We start from the raw sequence: 17,131 nt of genomic DNA, 5'->3' as shown, positions 1-17,131 counted from the left end.
CCATCTGGTTAATCCGAAAGCCATATACACCACATTAGGCCAACCTAAAATATGGACGAGACAGACGGAACAAGTAATCTCACGCGGCGCGACTACCTCTCCGGCGGTAGTCTGCTGCTCGGCACGTCAATCGTAGCCGGCTGCTCCAGTAACAGTGGCGAACCGCCCAATACAGCAACATCGAGTGGCAAAGGGACGAGCACAGCAACCCCGTCAGAAGGCGGCTCCTACGTTGCCTCGCTTTCCCCTGTAGGGGAAGTTGAGTTCGATTCCGTCCCGGAGAACGTCTTCACGATGTACAATCAGTATGCAGACATGTTAGTTGCTCTTAACCACGGTGATGCAGTCAATTCAATGTTCGTTCCAGACATGGCTGGGCCATCGATGAACCACTACTACGAACGGCTTTCTGGTGTCTCTTTTGAGTGGGAGAACCTTCCGAACCCCTTCGACAATTTCAGCAAGGAGTTCTTCTACAGCCTCAGTAGCGACGTTCACTTTCTGGACCCCGCATGGGCGATTACCCAGGAGAACTGGGATATGGGCGATATCGAGGAAATCGTCGACAATGTCGGCCCCTTTTTCGGGAATTTCTACAGCGGAACACACGGTGACCCGCAAGAACCATACAGTGAGAACTACCAATATTACACGCTGTGGGAGCTTTTCGGTCGTGTCGCCACCGTGTTTCAGGAACGAAGACGTTACGAGCAACTGAGAGCCGTTCACCAAGAACTCATCGGGACCATCAAGACGAATCTTCCACCCGAAGAATATCGACCAACTGCAGTTCGGGTTACACTTGGCGACGGCCAATTCTGGACGTATCATCTGAACCGACCGGGGTTCTGGCTCGCCGACACGCGTCCGCTCGCTGCCAACGACGCCTTCGGGGACGAAACATGGGACGGTCTTTGGGGTTCGGTCGGCTATGAGACGATGCTAGACGCGGACCCTGACGTAATCCTCCACCTCTGGGGGATGACACCCCGCTACGACATGGACAATGTCCGCGAGAGGCTCGCGTCACACAGCGTTGGAAACAATCTCGCAGCGGTCGAAGACGACCGCGTGTACGCACACGGAATGCGATATCACGGCCCGATCATGAATCTTTTCCAGATCGAAATGACCGCAAAGCAGCTGTACCCCGATATCTTTGGCGAGTGGCCGACCTACGAGAACGGAGACCACTATCCAGAGATTCCATCGGGTGAACAGCTTTTCAGCCGCGACCGGGTTGCTGAGATCATTACGGACGGGTAATCAGTCGAGACGGTTCCCGGATCGTATAGCCGTTATGGCGTACTCCAATCGTACCGCATGGCGAGGTCGTCTTCGTCGATCTCACTGGCGAGTTTGTCCACGAGCTCATCCCGTTTAAGGTCGCCGAACTGCTCCAGTTCGTAGGGTTTGACCGTCACCGGCGAGGACTCACCTTCGGCGATGCTCTCTTGCAACTTGGCGACGCCGTAGATGAGTGCCTCGGGTCGGGGCGGACAGCCTGGGACGTGGATATCGACCGGAATGACTTGCTCCGCACCTTTGATGACATTGTATCCTTCCTGAAACGGTCCACCGGAGATGGTACACGACCCCATCGAAACGACGAACTTCGGCTCGGGCATCTGGTCGTAGACGCGCTTCATCCGCGGCGCGAACTTCGAAACGATGGTCCCCGGGACGATAATCAGATCTGCCTGTCGCGGTGATGCCCGTGGGACTCCGGCAGCAAAACGATCGAGGTCGTGTTTCGTTGCGAGAGTGCCCATCATTTCGATGGTGCAACAGGCGATACCGAACTGTAGCACGAACATCGAGGACCCCCGGACCCAGTTCATGAACGCGTCGAATTTCGTGAGGATGAACGGAGACGAACCAAGCACCTCTCGAAGTGTAGAATTAAATCGGTTATCCACGCTTCTGCCGGAGCATATCTGCTCATCAGACTGTGCGTCGTCCATACTCTGCCGATCACTGCTCATGAACAGAGACGGATAGATAGTGAGAGCGAATACGCGAACTGTCGTACACACTAGTGTGTTTATGTAGGAGCCACCACCAGAGCTCGTCCGTGAGATATCTCCGCTTAGAGATTCAGTATGCACCGGAGTATCAGCGTCCGATGCACCGATTTATGACCGAAAGCGATGCAATCAAGCGCGAATGGCTCGTCACGTGGAAAGTCGGGGTCGAGGACGGGAATGCCTACACACTGTTTTATGTCGTCGGTGATCGCGAACCCTACGAATCGGCGCTTTCTGCGGTCGAAACCATGGAAAGCTACGATATCACACCCGTTCGGGACGAGGCATTCTACGCGTTCGTCCGTGGCCGAGAAACTGACCAATCACGGCAGTTCTACGCGGCGTTCGAACAGCCGACGCTAATGGTAGTCCCACCGGTTGCCTACCGACCACACGGTGTCGTATTGTTCGATGTCGTCGGGGAGCCTGCCGCTCTCGAACAGGTTCGGAATGCCCTTCCTGATGGAATAACGGTAAATGTCCGGAAAGTCGGGGAATACGATGCCAGTCCCGGAACATTCGCCATCGACTTGACTTCACGCCAGCGCGAAGCACTCGCCGCAGGACGGGATGTCGGTTATTACGACGTTCCACGAAATGGGAGCGTCGAGGACGTTGCCGAGGAACTCGGTTGTGCCCCCAGTACTGCATCAAATCATCTCAGAAAAGCGGAGGCACGGCTTGTTGAACGCGTGTTTAGATAACAAACACTGCAGATAACAAACACTGCAGAAGCAACAGGTGCAGATTCGCAACTCAGCACTAAACTGCTCAAATAGGAGGAGAGTGATAGAACGTAGCGAGTGGGTTACCGGTTTTCCGATGACTGACAAGCGAGCAGTACGATAGAGCGAACACCACAGTGTCTGCAGTAACACCGCGTTAGAATGTCTCTATAGCCGATTTACTGCGGACATTGTGGCGTCTGACCGAGACGTATAGGGAACACCTCCGAGTGGACACCACGATGTCCGCTGTTCTACTGGCCGTTTGAGAAATCACGAGGCGGTTACTGCGGACATCGTGGTGTTATCCGTTCCTGGACACACCACGATGTCCGCTGTTCTGGAGGAGATTACAAGAAAACAGCGGACATGGCGGTGTGTGCTAAGGCAGTAGGAACGCTATGAATCACCGACAGAGAGGCTGAAGGGTGTAAAACAATCAAGCAATGGGAGGTGACACTCCCACCCCACTTTGTCCGCTGTTCTTCGAGGAGGACAGAGTGGGGGACGGAAGAGACGGGAAGATCTGGTTTGTAATGGAGTTCGTCTATGCTAGAGATATCTATGAGTAATGCTGTAGTGTCTTCGTCTACAGCTTTCTAATTGCATTACGGTCTAGCTCTCCACATACTATTATAAACTTTTCCTTTATTTATAGCTCATTTCTTTCACCCCTCTCACTCTGTTCCAGTTACTGCGGACATAGTGGGGTGGGAGGGTTCCACCATTCTTTTATAAGTAATAGAACAGCGGACACTCCGGACACTGCGGACAGGGGTGGTTTTATGTGGGTTCCTTCCAATAAATCAGGCAACGACTATGGGGATGTTCGAACGCGACACTGAGATCTACTTGGACCGGGATGCGCTTCGAGAGGACTATCAGCCTGAGAATCTCGTCGGGCGTGATACTGAGCTAAACCGGTATCGAGCAGCTCTCCAGCCCGTAATCAACGGTGAACAGCCTAATAACATCTTTCTGTACGGTAAAACAGGGGTCGGAAAGACTGCCGGCACGCGATATCTGATCGACCACCTCGAGGAAGACGCAGCGAAATATGAGGATATCGATCTCACGGTGAAGATGCTAAACTGTGATGGCCTCTCCAGTAGTTATCAAATTGCTACACGACTCGTCAACGAATTCAGGGACGAAACGAGCCAGATCAGTACGACGGGGTATCCTCGTGCAACGGTGTATGACATGCTGTGGACCGAACTCGACTCCTGTGGCGGGACTATCTACATTGTGCTCGACGAAGTGGACCACATCGAAGACGACAGTATCCTCTATCAACTCCCCCGTGCGCGAGCGAACGACAATCTAAGTTCTGCGAAGATCGGTATCATCGGTATCTCGAACGATTTCTCTTTTCGTGATGACCTCTCTCCAAAAGTCAAGAGCTCACTCTGTGAAGAGGAAATTCAGTTCCCTGCATATGATGCGAAGGAACTGATCCAGATCCTGCAACAGCGTGCTGACGTAGCGTTTCACGACGGCGTCCTCGAAGACGGGGTCATCGAACTGTGTGCTGCGTACGGAGCGAAAGACGCCGGTGACGCACGGCAGTCACTCGACTTGCTCATGAAAACGGGCGACTTGGCCCGCGACAAGGATACGGATACGATTTCGGAAGACCTTGTTAGGGAGGCCCGCGACGTTCTGGAACGAGGCCGGATACAGGAGGGTATTTCAGGACTGACACAACACGGTCATCTGGTCGTGTACGCAATGGTTACGCTTGATCAAGAGGGGAAGACGCCGGCCCGGACACGGGATATCAGACCTCGATATACGAACTTCGCCGAAAAGGCAGGGATCGATCCGCTTGTCCCACGCCGGATGCGTGATCACCTCGGCGAGCTGTCGATGTTAGGTATCATCTCGGCAATCGAGCGGAACGAGGGACGACGTGGAGGAACCTATCGCGAGTATTCTCTCGAGATGGACCCGGAGATGATTCTTGCAGCACTTGAGAAGACTGTCGACGATGTTGGAATCCACAAATCCGTCACTAACCTCGTTGATACCGAAGCGACGCTTTCGGACTTCCAGTCCACTTAGGAACGGCGGACATGGTGGTGTCGAAACCGATTGATACGTAGCGGTTTTCAGGATATAGAACAGCGGACACAGTGGTGTTGCTACCGGTGATCGGAAGCTTCCGTATTTATTCCAATGGCATGTGGAACTACGGACACGGTGGTGTCTAATGGTATCGACTCTACCTTTGATGCGATAATAACTACCGTGGAATCTATAGATATTATTTTTGAGAATCAAATCTGTATAATATGTTTACAGCTAACTCCCCGTTTCAGGAGAGATACTGGATACTGGTTTTCTGCGTCAATCCATTGCTTGTTCGAAAATCAGAGACCATCTCGTTCATCACTGGGAACGAATCTTTCATGTAACCTATCTCGTAAAGCCTTCTGGCACAGCCTATTGGCACTGATTACTGTAGACTATCGTGGTCTGGCAGGTCCGGTGGTAAGAAGTCTGCAATTCAGGTAGTAGTTTTGGGATATATCGGCAGTGGGGTGCATATGCAACGCGGCTACCAACTCAGGCGAACCGTCCTGTGTCCTGGCGATTAGTTCTTTCTTGCGCGACTGCTGTTAGTGCCCGACAGCTGGATCACACCGTCAGCCCGAACTGTCACAATAATGTCACGGTACCGAAAGGTAATGTTCTGGCTCGCTGATCCGATTGACTGGTCTGGCTGTGTACCGAATAGTAGTATCTCAATGGCATCGATATCGATGTAGTCGTGTAACGGCGACTCACGATACGGTTCTGTTCCCGTCTGATCGGAAACGGCCTGAACAATGACCGTAGCAAGTTCTTTATCACTGGTTGGATCGTACTGAAGTTCAGTTAGGGTGCTGCTCGGTGCCGCAAATAGTCTCTCATCCCCAGCAGCCCCATCGCTCTGACTATCGTCGCTCATCTCTCTAGTAAACAACTGGATCGTACATATAATACATGTATGAATATTCGGGCATAATAACTACTATCTTCAATCCAATCTTGAACTAGATTATAACTACTCTACTAAACTATACGGTATAGCTATGCTAGACTATATCGACCAGTCAATACACACACGACGAACATCCGTGATCAGAGCGAGATACATATGGTAACAATAGTCATGAATTTTCGGCAGTATCTGTTTGTTGAAGATGTCCGCCTCCATGCATCAACTATCCAGACGGCAGTTACTCGGAGCCGTGGGTTCGGGACTGATCGCACTCGCCGGTTGCAGCAGCGATCAAAATAGTGAGTCAGACGAAACAGAGAGTGGCGGCGGAGCCGAACCAACGCCTGGTCAAGGTGAGACAACCGGCACAGATGCATTGTCGGGCAGCGGAAACGATGATAGATCGACACAGTTCGGACAGATCACGCAGTTCCCAGAATCGTATGCGATGACAGCCACCATGCAGTCTGAGGGGCGGACCATCGAGATGACTGGTCGTTACTACCAAGGGGATATGTACTGGTCGTTTGATCAGCAAGGACAACAGATGGAGATGTACCACATTGGGAACAGTACGTACACCGTTGCTGGGGGGCAGTGTCTCCGGGGAACGATGCAACAGGGGATGAGCCGTGACGAGGTTGATCCGGGTCGGTTCGCCGATCAGCCGGAGGCAAATTCAGACCTCACGCCGGTCGGCCGGGATACCATCGATGGCGAGGAAGTATTGGTGTATGAAATCTCTCAGGACGGCTCTCAGGAACCGGTGACATACTACGTCCTCGTGGACTCCGGGTATCCGCGACGTATTGAAGCCGAGTCAATGCGGTGGGATTTCCACTCGTGGGGCTCAGTCGAGCCGATCCAGAAACCCGAAGGGAACTGCCAGTCGATGCCCGGTGGCGGCATGACAGCTGACGGGGGCAGTTAATCGATCAGCCAGACATTACTCAGCGTGGCTACTCCGAGAGTAAACAGTGCTCGACATACCGCCGGAATTCGGCTCTCACGTCGTCGATTGTGTCCTCGTCGCTGGTAATCCGTTCCGCCTGAATACCGACTAAGACTGTGTGAAATAGTGCGGCTGTCTGCGATGGGTCTTCGACATCAAACGCACCGGCATCAACACCCGCTTGGATGACACGGGCGATCTGCTTTCGAATAAAGTCATCACTCCTGCGAAAGAGACGGTTGTAATCATCATCGTGTGCTGCCTGCGCCCGCAACTCAATCACAGCCTGAGAAAACTCGACATCACTGTTACTGCTGGTCCCAAATATTTCGTCGATGATGACCTCGATGTACGCCTCGGGAGACTGGTTGGGAAGCGGGACCTGATTTTCGACCTGCTCAAGCATATAGTCAAGAAGGTCTACCAGTAACTCGTCTTTATTATCATAGTGGTGGTATATGAGTGACTGACTCTTTCCGAATTCGTCACCTATCTTCGAAATAGTCAGCTCCGCATACCCGTGCTGACGCAGTGCATAGAAGGTGGCTTCGAGGATCTCCTCGCGGGTCCCTTCCGGGTTCTCAAAAAAGGATATCTCGTTAGTCATCTTTACATCGACCGTTCTTTGCTTGAACGGTACGGTTCAAATCACTCACGGTTCTACTGTTTCCTCGTTGTCGGCCATGTGGCCAGTCTGGGGCCTCGTTTTCATCACTGGATTGAGTAAGGACAACTGTTCGTATATAGCCATACAGTTGATTATACATTCAATAAACTTAAGCGTATTGTTGACCCTTGTCTCAAGGGTGAACTGGACTGCATTCCCGTTCTTTCCGTTCGTATATCTATTATGCGTATCGTACCTCTAAGCCCCTCTGGTGGTCTTTGTGGACTTTGTGTCGCAAACAGCTAGAGGAACCGAAAATCGAACAGCCCGGGTTTTGACCGGCTGATTGTTCCCAGCCGAACCTCAGAGATACGAAAGCACTATATGTGATTGAACGTTTAGTCAGCTACAGGAATGACGACTGGCAAACGAAGAATTTCGAAGCCGTTTATGACCACCAACGAATCGCGGATTGAATGGAAGCCTTACTAATATGGCATCTAACGCACAGAAGCTGCTACTCTTGGCCGTAGTGGGGATTCTTGTAACTAGCGGAACGGCAACCGCTGCGGTCATTGGGAGCCCCGATATCGATGCAACGCTCGAAGACGACACTGTCGCCCCTGGTGAACAAAAGAGGATAGAAATTTCGCTGGTCAACACTGGCGATCTTGAAAGTGGCTCAGCCCAAAATCCGGCGTTGAACAGTGAAGTAACAACAGCCAAAGGGCTCACTGTCTCGCTTGGTTCAGGGGATGCGCCGATATCAGTCAAGAACTCGAAACGAAGCCTTGGAACGCTGCAAGCGGGGCCGAAGACTACGGTTCCGTTTACGATCAGCGTGGATGATGACGCCAGTTCCGGAACGTATGATGCACAGCTACGATTGGATTACAAGCACACGAGCTACATTTCCGAAGGAACAGGTGCACGGGATGAGGACCAAACGAGAGAAACTGTAGACATTGAAATAGATGTCACCGACGACGCCACGTTCAACGTAACTAATGTTGAATCGGACGCGCGCGTAGATTCGACAGGAACAGTGGCGGTCAGTGTGGAAAATACTGGAGACAGTCCTGCACGGAACGCTGCGGTAACCCTTGAATCACAGAACCAAGACCTCACAGTGAGTGGCGGGACTGCAACCTCACGGTTTGTCGACACATGGGAAACGGGTGAAACCCGGACGTTCCGGTATCGCGTGACTTCCACAGAAGCCGCAGAGCCAGAGTCGTATCAATTCGACTTGTCGGTGGCATTTGACAATGAGGATGGCCTCAGAACACAGTCGCCAAGTCAATCCGTTGCAGTTGCACCCGACCCCGAACAGACGTTCTCAGTCGTCAATGCAAGCAGCTCCGTTGCTGTCAGCAATACAGGGACGTACGAGGTAAATCTACGCAACACGGGCCCGTTGACGGTCAACGACGCCGCTGTCAAGTTCAACTCACAAAACGCGGACATAACGTTCGGCCAGAGTCCGTCGACGACCGCATATGTGGGAGAGTGGGAGCCAGGCGAAGTTCGAACAGTCCGTGTTGATGCGACAGCGAGCCCCGACGCTGAAGACAGAAGCTACGCTCTGTCGGCTACCGTACAGTACGACGATCAAGAAGGCGATACCAGCGCGTATGATGATGTCCCGATGAGCATTACCCCTGCGCCTGAGCAGAACTTTGGCGTATCCGATATCGAGGCGTCACTGCAGGCAGGTGAGGACGGCTCACTGAGTGCAACCCTCACAAACACCGGAACCCGTGACGTGGAGAACGTCGTCGTCTCCTGGCAGAGCCAGCAGTCGACACTGTCGCCAAAGGAGACACAGTATGCTGTCGGAAATCTCGATGCGGGCGAATCGGCCAACTTCAGCTTTGGCGTTGACGTGTCCAACAGCGCAGAGGCAGGCGCCCGGCAGTTTGACTTCGGCGTGAGCTACCGCGACGATAACGGTGACAGGGTTGACGCAGACACACTCGAAATTCGTTCAACAGTGGCTGGCAGTCAGGACGAATTCGACATCGAAATGCAGAACGCAACGCTCGGTGTGGGGCAAGACCGCTCGATTACATTTACGATAACGAATACGAAAGACAAGACGCTGACCAGTATCGAAGGGAAGGCGTTCGTCAATGATCCCCTCAGCAGCAGTGACGATGAAACGTTTATCGCTGAGCTGGAACCCGGTGAATCAGAAACGGTTTCGGTCCAGCTCTCAGCGGGAAGCAATGCGCTGGACAAGACGTATCCGCTCAATCTCGACTTCCAGTATGAGATGCCTGACGGTGATAAACGGGTCTCAGACACGTACAGTCTCCCAATAGAAGTCACCGACCAGTCTGGAGGCGGCGGAACGCCAGTGTGGCTTATCGGTGGCGTTGCACTCCTGGCAGTCGTTGGCGGCATCGTCTGGTACAGGCGACAGTAACTCTCCGAGGCTAACGTATATGTCACAATGTTAGACTATCAAAAATATATCGACATCCTGGACGATTGGATTGTCAATCGTGACAAGACAGTCGTTGCTGCGTTCATCGTTATGACCCTCATTCTGTCGGCAGGGTTCGGCATGACTGCGACCGACTCGGGGACATCACAGTTCACTGATGGCGTTCCTGCACAGGAAGCGTTCGACGAGGTCAATGATAACTTCGAGCGCGAACCGTTCGGCGAAGGGACCGGCTCTACAACGCTTATCCAGAAGGACCAGAACGTCCTGTCAAAGCCGGCGATCCTCAATATGCTGAAAGCCCAGAACCGGCTGACACAGCGCGAATCACAGGACGTTGTCGGAACAACGAGTGTCGCACAGGCCGTCGCACAGACGCTTGCCCCGGACGCGGAGACACTGCCCGAACAGATCGATGCCGTCGAAGCAGCCTCACAGTCGGAAATCAAATCGGCCACTCGAACGACGCTCGATCGCCAGCCGGCAGTCGTAGGACTTCTCAGCAACGACCTCAACCGAGAAGAGCCATCGGCATCTGCAACACTGACAACTGTTACGCACGAAGTGCCAGGTGTCTCAAGCAGTGCCGGGACAGAGGGGACATCACCACTGACGCCCATCCAACAGGAAGCGGACTATATCGTCAGTTCGGTCGATGGTGATATCTCTGTCTTCGGCAGTGGGATCATCTCCGCAGAACTGAGCAGTGTCATCTCTGATTCGCTTGGACTCGTCGTCCCGGCTGCCGTGGTCCTGATTCTGTTCTTCCTCATCATCGCGTACCGGGACCCGTTTGATCTGCTCATTGGCCTCGTCTCCTTAGCGATGGCAATTATATGGACATTCGGGTTCATGGGATGGGCCGGTATCCCCTTCACGCAGATGTTGATCACAGTCCCGCCGTTGCTTCTCGCCGTTGGAATCGACTTCGGGATCCACGCGGTAAATCGATATCGCGAAGAACGCGTCGAGGGGATCGAACCGACGCCTGCAATGCGGACCGCGACAGATCAGTTACTCCCGGCGTTCTTCATCGTAACTGGCACGACAGTACTGGGATTCGCCGCGAACGGGACCAGTCAGCTTGGTCCGATCCGCGACCTCGGGTTCGTCGCCAGTGTGGGAATCCTATTTACATTCCTCATCTTCGGTATCTTCCTGCCAGCGCTGAAGCACTTCACGGACCAGCAGCGGGTGCGATACGACCTCCCCGAATTCAGTACTGCTCCGATTGGCTCTGAGGACTCCGCAGTCGGTAAATCGCTGACTGTTGGTGTCGCAATCGCCCGCCGAGCCCCGTACGTATTCTTCGCCCTCGTGCTGGTGTCTACGGCAGCCATGGGGGCGTATGGGACTGGAATCGATACCCGGTTCACCACTGAGGACTTCCTCCCACCGGAGGAGAACCCCGGATACGTCGAGGTCCTGCCGGAAGCTGTGGCTCCGAGCGAGTACACAGTCACGAAACAGATAAACTATCTTGAGGACAACTTCGAGAGCGGCGAGAGTGATACAGTAACCGTATACGTTGAAGGGTCGTTGCAGGACGGAACAGCGCTAGAGGAGATCCACCGGGCGAATCAGGACCCACCCGACTCCTTTGTTACCACCGGTGGGAGTGCAGATTCGACCAGCATCCTTACCGTGATTAACCGCTACGAGCGTGCTTCACCGGAGTTCCGACAACTCGTCGCACAGAACGATCAGAACGGTAACGGTGTCCCCGACCAGAATCTTCCGACCATCTACAACGCGCTGTATGACTCACCGTACGGCGACCGGGCAGCATCGTACATGACTGACGACTACACGCGCACGCGGATCGTGTACTCTGTCGAGTCCGATGCGAGTCAACAGGAAGTGACAGAGGACACGAGAGCCGTTGCTGATGAGTTCCGGATGGAGGCGACCGCAACCGGCAGCGTTGTGGTACTCAAAGCCGTCTCGGATGTAATCGCAGAATCGGCGTACATAAGCCTGGGTCTCGCAATCCTCGCGTCTGCAGTGTTCCTGTTGTTCGCGTACTGGCTACTTGAACGCCGTCCCGGGCTCGGGGTTGCGAACCTCATCCCGATACTGCTCACCATTGCCGCCTTGGCTGCGACAATGCGGTATCTGGACATCCCATTTAACGTCCTCACCGGAACGACGTTATCGATCGGAATCGGGCTCGGTATCGATTACTCCGCCCACCTCGTCCATCGGTTCTCCGAGGAGTACCGTGGCGATGTCGGCTTGCTCGAAGCACTCGACATCAGCGTCCGGGGAACCGGTGGTGCGTTGGCCGGCAGTATGGTCACCACGACATCCGGAACCGGAGTGCTCGTCCTCGCAGTCGTCCCGATCCTGGGGCAGTTCGGGTTATTGATCGCCCTTAGTGTGCTCTATTCGTTCGTAGCGTCCATACTGGTGCTCCCAACTTCGATCGTCATCTGGGACCGCAGCCGTGGAACGCTTGGGACGCTACTCTCGTCGCGCCAATCGCGGAGCGTGAACTGATGCGGTCCACTCACTTCGGCTCCTGCTCACCTGGGCCCGCTATGACCAAACTGACAAACTTAGTCAGAACCGTTCGGGGACAGCGTTCGAACAAGCGTTACTGTACTGCCACCCCAGCTACAGTCAGGGAGGACGACTGTCTATATGACTAAAGAGAGCGACGCCCTCTGTGAAACTGAAAAGGAAATTATGCACGCAACTCACAGAGCGCTTGTTAACAGTGGGTACGCTGCGCTCTCGATATCGCGTATCTCTAATGAACTTGACAAGGCCAAGTCGACGATATACCACTATTACGACTCGAAAGACGCCCTGCTTCTTCGGTTCCTCAGATTCACTGTGGACCGATTCGAGGAGACGATCAATACCAGCATCGGTGACGATCCGAAACAAGACCTCAACCACATCATCAGGACACTCCTCCCGTGTCAGCTAACCGAGGAGAGACGCCAGCTACACAGCGTTTTAGTCACGCTCTCCCCGCAAGCGCTGGAGCGGGAGGTATTTCGCGAGCAGTTCACCGAGATCGATACTCGACTCGCTACAATCATCGAAAAAACTGTTCGCCGAGGCGTTGAAGCGGATGTGTTTCGCGATGTTGATCCGACGCACGCGGCCGAACACATTCTAGCAACGATCAAAGGAACCATGTATAGCCGCCTCACGACCGACCGTGAAGCCGCGACGGCCGCAGCGAAAGCGTCTCTGTTTTCGTATATCGACTCTCATCTGGTTTCGTAGCTCCTGCCAGTCTGGCACCCGTCAAATTATCTCTGTTACATGGTCCGGATCAACCTCATCGACAGGCTGTTGTCCCGGAGACTACGAAGACTGAGAACGTGTCGAGAACCGGTGTTTTTCGATAGTGTGTTTCTAACCTGAAAGGAAGGGTAGCGGAGCCGACACCATTCAGCCGCGAATTACTACAATTAGTAGCCGAGGTGTTCTCGGACGAGGACAACAGTAGTCCGGTCCTCTTCGAGCTCCTGACGGAGGATGAGTTGTTTGGCAATCGCGGAATCGACGCCGTAGGCCTCCTTCGCACGCTCGTTTTCGAGTGGATATGCAACGGTTTCCAGTCGGTCGAGCGCGTCTTCGAGTGTCGGCACGATCTTGTTCACGCCACTGACGATGACGACGTTACTGGCCGCGAACGGATACGCACCGATGCGGCTCCCCGAACGGTCCGCCGCGACGAGTTCGCCGGTCTGGGAAATGCCGTTGATGCCTCCGAGGAAGTAATCCGCCGTCTGTGACTCTCGGCGGGCAGCCTGGCGCTTCGCGTCGTCGTCGATACTCCAGATCTCGTCGGGGAGGCTCTCCCACTCGTGGTCCCCCTCGCTCAGGTACTCGACGAACCCGATCTCTTCGAGCGTCGTCGAGTGGCCGTTCATCACAGACGCCGCTGCGGGGATGAGTGACTGAAGTTCTGCGAGCGCCTCATCAGCCGAGTCAGCGACGATGACATCGAATCCGTTTGCCTCTAGGTTCTCGACGGTTTCCTCGATGGTCTCCTCGGAGGCCAGCTCGTCCAGCGATTCGTCGATATCCGCGTCGTCTGCGTAATCTGATTTCTGTTGAGACATATTGTGTTGTGTGGGTATGTCAGCATCAATACGGAGGTGTAGCTCCCTCAAAAGGACTCGCGGACACCGGTGTCAGGTAGTTACATCGGTGTTACCCCGATCGCCTGTCAAGATGTGACAATGGCTGTACTCTGTCCGGAAACAGCACGGGGTATCTGAATGATGACTGCGATATCAAATACTGAAAACCGGGGGGTAGCATATATTGCGCTCCATTCATCATGTTACGCTATCAATGCAAATGGCTCGTAAGGAAACTACAGACACTATCGGGACACCATCGAAAATGGTTCTGTTCTGCCCGGACTGTGATTTTGAGAGTGGTATGATCGGGGGAGACTGGGATGTTTCGAGCACCGGATATACGACGATCTATCACTGCCCGCAGTGCCAGCACTCGTTCAACGTTTCCAATCGCCGGTGACGTCTAAGCAGAGCACGGACGGACACATAGCGGCTCGGTATTTCACGGGCTGAACATCGTATACACTGTGTTACGTCGAAAGGGAGGAATCACTAATCTGTTTTAGTCTCACCTGAAAAGATACCAATCGGGTGCCGGTGAGCGGTGGCATCACTACTCAGGCAACACAGAATCAACATCGCTGATCTTGTCATCAGACAGACCGGGAGTACGACAACTCTGTTTGTTGGGATAGCCGAACGGTTCCCCCGCCCGGCTCCTCTGTCCGTACGGCTTGGTCGCTCACAGCTAGATGAGTGCATTTGATAACACCGAAAACCGGGTTACCGCGGGAAGCGAGTCTCAGTCGTCGCTCGGCACGGTCTCGACTGATTGCTGTCTGTCGTCCTGCCAGCTAAAGAAGCTTGCCAGCGCCGGCCCGGTGATGTTGTGCCAGACGCTGAACAGCGCTGGAATGAGTGCCGCTGCAGGCTCAAACAGCGTCGTCGCCAGCGCGACGGCTAGACCGCTGTTTTGCAGCCCAACCTCGAACGCACAGGTCCGAACGCGGTCGCTCGACATCCCAGTTACTCGGCCGACACCGTATCCTGAGCCAAGCCCGATAGCGTTGTGCGTGACGACCGCCACTAGCACGAGTAGGCCAGCAGTGAGAATGTTGTCCACGTTCGCACCCACGACGCCAGCGACGATGGCGACGATGGCGGCGACACTGATAACCGGGAACACGTCGGTCCCTATCTCAGCGGCTTTCGGCGAATAGCGATCCAATAGATATCGGATCGTGAATCCGAGCAACACCGGAATAATGACAATCTGGATGATGCTCTGGAACATCTCCGCGAAGGTGACGTTGATCTGCTCACCGAGGGTAAACACTACCCAGGCCGGCATCACGATCGGTGCTGCAAGGGTGGTAAGGGTCGTGATCGCGACAGATAGGGCCACGTCGCCCCGACTGAGATACGTCATCACGTTCGATGCGGTCCCACCGGGAGCGGCACCGACCAGAATGAGACCGATACCGACAGCGTCCGGAAGGTCAAGCAGGACATACAGCCCGTACGCGGCGGCAGGCATCACCAGCCACTGTGTGACAGCGCCGATGCCGATATCAACCGGTTCCTCGATTAGTCGGCGAAAGTCTGTCGGCCGAAGCGTCAACCCCATCCCGAGCATTATCAGCCCGAGCAGTGGGGACACGTAGTCCAAAACTGGGACAAACGGGTCCGGCCTAACCAAAGCGATTCCCGCCAGAAGGATTACCCAGACAACGAAGTACTTGCTCGCGGCCCGACTCACCGCCCGAAGCGTCGATATCGAAGTCACATATCTGGATGATGAACAATGTAAAAAAGGTTTACTTTGGGCGACTGTAATGCCGGATAACGAAGATGAAATACAGAACAGTTGCTGGTTCTTCGGAATGTTGGCCGATCGTCGGGACCGGGAGTGACCTAGATTTCGACTTGGACATCTAGTGCTGAGTCCAGTAATACACTCGGCATCACACGTGTTTAGCGTCTCTCACCAGAGTACGCCATCGAGACACTGGGAACGCGATAGAGTGGACCAGGTAATCACGTTCTTCGACGGGTGAGTATACCTACAAATATAACACAGTAAATCCACTACTACACAATTACAAAATTCGCAGACCCGCAGGCGTATTTTGTACTACCCCCATTAGGCTTCAATAATACGGTACAAAAGCTGAAACACTACCGCTGTGTTTTTATATGTGGGTGCAGTATTGACTGATAGAAACAATACTATGCTCGACCACGAACTTGGTCAGACACTGGATGTCACAGCGAAGAACTGTCCGATGCCGGAAATCAAGGCCAAACAAACTATTGATGAGCTATCGTCGGGTGAAAAAGAGGGTAGGGACGTTCTCAAGCATTATGTCCGCAGAACGGAGTAACACGATGACTATGGGGCCTCAACAGACGGCTACCGCCGATAAGCCACCAGACTACGACAGGAGTAATTCCGACAATAGTGTCGACTTGGGGCCGGCCTCCCAGCACATGACCGAGTCCAGTTTCCAGTTGCTCATCTCTCACTCATGACACGGGTATCAAACAAGGATGTCGACGCGACCGACTCAACACATCGGGAAGTCGGCGAGGGCCTGCTAGAGGAGGATATGGGTCCGAGTTCAGCCATGGCCCATCTTTATCGTGGCGAGATCCATCGGATGAAGTTCTGGCGCGAACGCCTCGACCGGACCACCAACTGGGCAGTGTTGGTAATCTCTGCGATCCTCACGTGGGCCTTCTCGCGGCCGGACATCCCTCATTACATCCTCTTGATCGGAACGGCCACGCTAGCAGTGTTTCTGTTCATCGAGGCCAGGCGATATCGAGGATACGACATCTGGCGAAGCCGAGTCAGAACACTGCAAGCAAATGTCTTCGCCTACGGGCTAGACCCGGCTGCAGGCGTGGCCGACCCGGACTGGCGCAAATCACTGAGTGAGGATTATCGACAGCCGACAATCAAGATCAGCACCGAGGAAGCTATCGCGCACCGACTCCGGCGAGTGTACCTCCCGCTTTTCACCGTCTTGCTAACTGCATGGCTGGTCCGAATCACCGTGTTCAGTCCTGGCCTGTGGACGGAGAGCGCCGCTATCGGAATGCTTCCCGGCGTCGTCGTCATCGGCGCTGTCGGACTACTATACGCCGCTGCAATCGTAATCGCTGTCCGCCCCAGAACATGGCACGCAAAAGGAGAGCTTCGATCTGAGGACCTCCGTGGATAAGGTAGTGATTGGCATTCGTCGAAATCTCACGGAAACATGTGGCAATGGTACATGCTGTGGGTCGCGTCGATAACGAACACGAAATAACCGGTCAGTTCATCTGGCCTCT

14 protein-coding genes are annotated in these 17,131 nt (G+C 54.0%); 9 read left to right on the top strand and 5 right to left on the bottom strand.

Features of this window, described 5'->3' with window-relative positions:
* Positions 1–51: 51 nt before the first annotated feature.
* Positions 52–1,266 (top strand): ABC transporter substrate-binding protein, encoded by a 1,215-nt coding sequence (locus C443_RS02185; protein ID WP_005533366.1) that lies wholly within the window; start codon positions 52–54, stop codon positions 1,264–1,266.
* A 32-nt stretch (positions 1,267–1,298) separates the two neighbouring features.
* On the opposite strand, the gene C443_RS02180 is transcribed toward C443_RS02185, so the two are convergent.
* Positions 1,299–1,985: an NADH-quinone oxidoreductase subunit B gene (locus C443_RS02180; protein WP_049943827.1), complete on the bottom strand. Its 687-nt coding sequence runs from the start codon at positions 1,983–1,985 to the stop codon at positions 1,299–1,301.
* A gap of 140 nt (positions 1,986–2,125) precedes the next feature.
* Between C443_RS02180 and C443_RS02175 the strand changes: the two genes are divergently transcribed.
* Both C443_RS02175 and C443_RS02170 read left to right on the top strand, forming a co-directional pair.
* Entirely contained in the window at positions 2,126–2,731 is a 606-nt protein-coding gene (locus C443_RS02175; RefSeq protein WP_425554654.1) for a helix-turn-helix domain-containing protein, read from the top strand.
* A gap of 840 nt (positions 2,732–3,571) precedes the next feature.
* Positions 3,572–4,816 (top strand): Cdc6/Cdc18 family protein, encoded by a 1,245-nt coding sequence (locus C443_RS02170; RefSeq protein ID WP_005533360.1) that lies wholly within the window; start codon positions 3,572–3,574, stop codon positions 4,814–4,816.
* Between the two features lie 532 nt (positions 4,817–5,348).
* On the opposite strand, the gene C443_RS02165 is transcribed toward C443_RS02170, so the two are convergent.
* On the bottom strand, positions 5,349–5,705 hold the full coding sequence (locus C443_RS02165; protein WP_005533357.1) for a HalOD1 output domain-containing protein: 357 nt from the start codon (positions 5,703–5,705) through the stop codon (positions 5,349–5,351).
* Between the two features lie 493 nt (positions 5,706–6,198).
* Between C443_RS02165 and C443_RS02160 the strand changes: the two genes are divergently transcribed.
* The gene (locus tag C443_RS02160; RefSeq protein ID WP_311241332.1) at positions 6,199–6,669 is read left to right on the top strand and encodes a hypothetical protein; all 471 of its coding nucleotides are present in this window, start codon (positions 6,199–6,201) and stop codon (positions 6,667–6,669) included.
* A gap of 28 nt (positions 6,670–6,697) precedes the next feature.
* Here the strand turns inward: C443_RS02160 and C443_RS02155 are convergent, their stop codons facing one another.
* Positions 6,698–7,297, bottom strand: coding sequence for a TetR/AcrR family transcriptional regulator (locus tag C443_RS02155; RefSeq protein WP_005533353.1), 600 nt, complete (start codon positions 7,295–7,297; stop codon positions 6,698–6,700).
* Positions 7,298–7,790: 493 nt separating this feature from the next.
* Between C443_RS02155 and C443_RS02150 the strand changes: the two genes are divergently transcribed.
* The 3 genes from C443_RS02150 to C443_RS02140 all read left to right on the top strand — a co-directional run bounded on the left by C443_RS02150 (position 7,791) and on the right by C443_RS02140 (position 12,986).
* Positions 7,791–9,725, top strand: a complete 1,935-nt coding sequence (locus C443_RS02150; RefSeq protein ID WP_049943826.1) for a COG1361 S-layer family protein — start codon at positions 7,791–7,793, stop codon at positions 9,723–9,725.
* A 27-nt stretch (positions 9,726–9,752) separates the two neighbouring features.
* Positions 9,753–12,245 (top strand): efflux RND transporter permease subunit, encoded by a 2,493-nt coding sequence (locus C443_RS02145; protein WP_005533349.1) that lies wholly within the window; start codon positions 9,753–9,755, stop codon positions 12,243–12,245.
* A 144-nt stretch (positions 12,246–12,389) separates the two neighbouring features.
* Entirely contained in the window at positions 12,390–12,986 is a 597-nt protein-coding gene (locus C443_RS02140; RefSeq protein ID WP_005533347.1) for a TetR/AcrR family transcriptional regulator, read from the top strand.
* A 188-nt stretch (positions 12,987–13,174) separates the two neighbouring features.
* Here C443_RS02140 and C443_RS02135 read toward each other — a convergent pair whose 3' ends face one another.
* A complete protein-coding gene (locus C443_RS02135) occupies positions 13,175–13,831 on the bottom strand; it encodes a lactate utilization protein (RefSeq protein ID WP_005533346.1) in 657 nt (218 codons plus the stop codon).
* Positions 13,832–14,597: 766 nt separating this feature from the next.
* Complete coding sequence (locus C443_RS02130) at positions 14,598–15,554, bottom strand: bile acid:sodium symporter family protein (RefSeq protein ID WP_049943846.1); 957 nt, start codon at positions 15,552–15,554, stop codon at positions 14,598–14,600.
* 472 nt (positions 15,555–16,026) lie between these two features.
* Here C443_RS02130 and C443_RS22310 point away from each other — a divergent pair, with 472 nt between their 5' ends.
* Positions 16,027–16,179, top strand: a complete 153-nt coding sequence (locus C443_RS22310; protein WP_005533344.1) for a sulfurtransferase TusA family protein — start codon at positions 16,027–16,029, stop codon at positions 16,177–16,179.
* 144 nt (positions 16,180–16,323) lie between these two features.
* A complete protein-coding gene (locus tag C443_RS02125; RefSeq protein ID WP_005533343.1) occupies positions 16,324–17,022 on the top strand; it encodes a DUF2270 domain-containing protein in 699 nt (232 codons plus the stop codon).
* The last annotated feature ends 109 nt before the right edge of the window (positions 17,023–17,131 follow it).

The sequence above is a fragment of the Haloarcula argentinensis DSM 12282 genome, from assembly GCA_000336895.1.
Lineage (GTDB): Archaea > Halobacteriota > Halobacteria > Halobacteriales > Haloarculaceae > Haloarcula > Haloarcula argentinensis.
The sequence above is the reverse complement of the archived record's forward strand: the minus strand, read 5'-3'. Positions and strand labels throughout refer to the sequence as shown.

What these genes read in the sequence shown, in the direction of transcription:
- C443_RS02185 (WP_005533366.1), top strand. Translation starts at nt 52, where the DNA reads ATGGACGAGACAGACGGAACAAGTAATCTCACGCGGCGCGACTACCTC.
- C443_RS02180 (WP_049943827.1), bottom strand. Translation starts at nt 1,985, where the DNA reads ATGAGCAGTGATCGGCAGAGTATGGACGACGCACAGTCTGATGAGCAG.
- C443_RS02175 (WP_425554654.1), top strand. Translation starts at nt 2,126, where the DNA reads ATGCACCGATTTATGACCGAAAGCGATGCAATCAAGCGCGAATGGCTC.
- C443_RS02170 (WP_005533360.1), top strand. Translation starts at nt 3,572, where the DNA reads ATGGGGATGTTCGAACGCGACACTGAGATCTACTTGGACCGGGATGCG.
- C443_RS02165 (WP_005533357.1), bottom strand. Translation starts at nt 5,705, where the DNA reads ATGAGCGACGATAGTCAGAGCGATGGGGCTGCTGGGGATGAGAGACTA.
- C443_RS02160 (WP_311241332.1), top strand. Translation starts at nt 6,199, where the DNA reads ATGCAGTCTGAGGGGCGGACCATCGAGATGACTGGTCGTTACTACCAA.
- C443_RS02155 (WP_005533353.1), bottom strand. Translation starts at nt 7,297, where the DNA reads ATGACTAACGAGATATCCTTTTTTGAGAACCCGGAAGGGACCCGCGAG.
- C443_RS02150 (WP_049943826.1), top strand. Translation starts at nt 7,791, where the DNA reads ATGGCATCTAACGCACAGAAGCTGCTACTCTTGGCCGTAGTGGGGATT.
- C443_RS02145 (WP_005533349.1), top strand. Translation starts at nt 9,753, where the DNA reads ATGTTAGACTATCAAAAATATATCGACATCCTGGACGATTGGATTGTC.
- C443_RS02140 (WP_005533347.1), top strand. Translation starts at nt 12,390, where the DNA reads ATGACTAAAGAGAGCGACGCCCTCTGTGAAACTGAAAAGGAAATTATG.
- C443_RS02135 (WP_005533346.1), bottom strand. Translation starts at nt 13,831, where the DNA reads ATGTCTCAACAGAAATCAGATTACGCAGACGACGCGGATATCGACGAA.
- C443_RS22310 (WP_005533344.1), top strand. Translation starts at nt 16,027, where the DNA reads ATGCTCGACCACGAACTTGGTCAGACACTGGATGTCACAGCGAAGAAC.
- C443_RS02125 (WP_005533343.1), top strand. Translation starts at nt 16,324, where the DNA reads ATGACACGGGTATCAAACAAGGATGTCGACGCGACCGACTCAACACAT.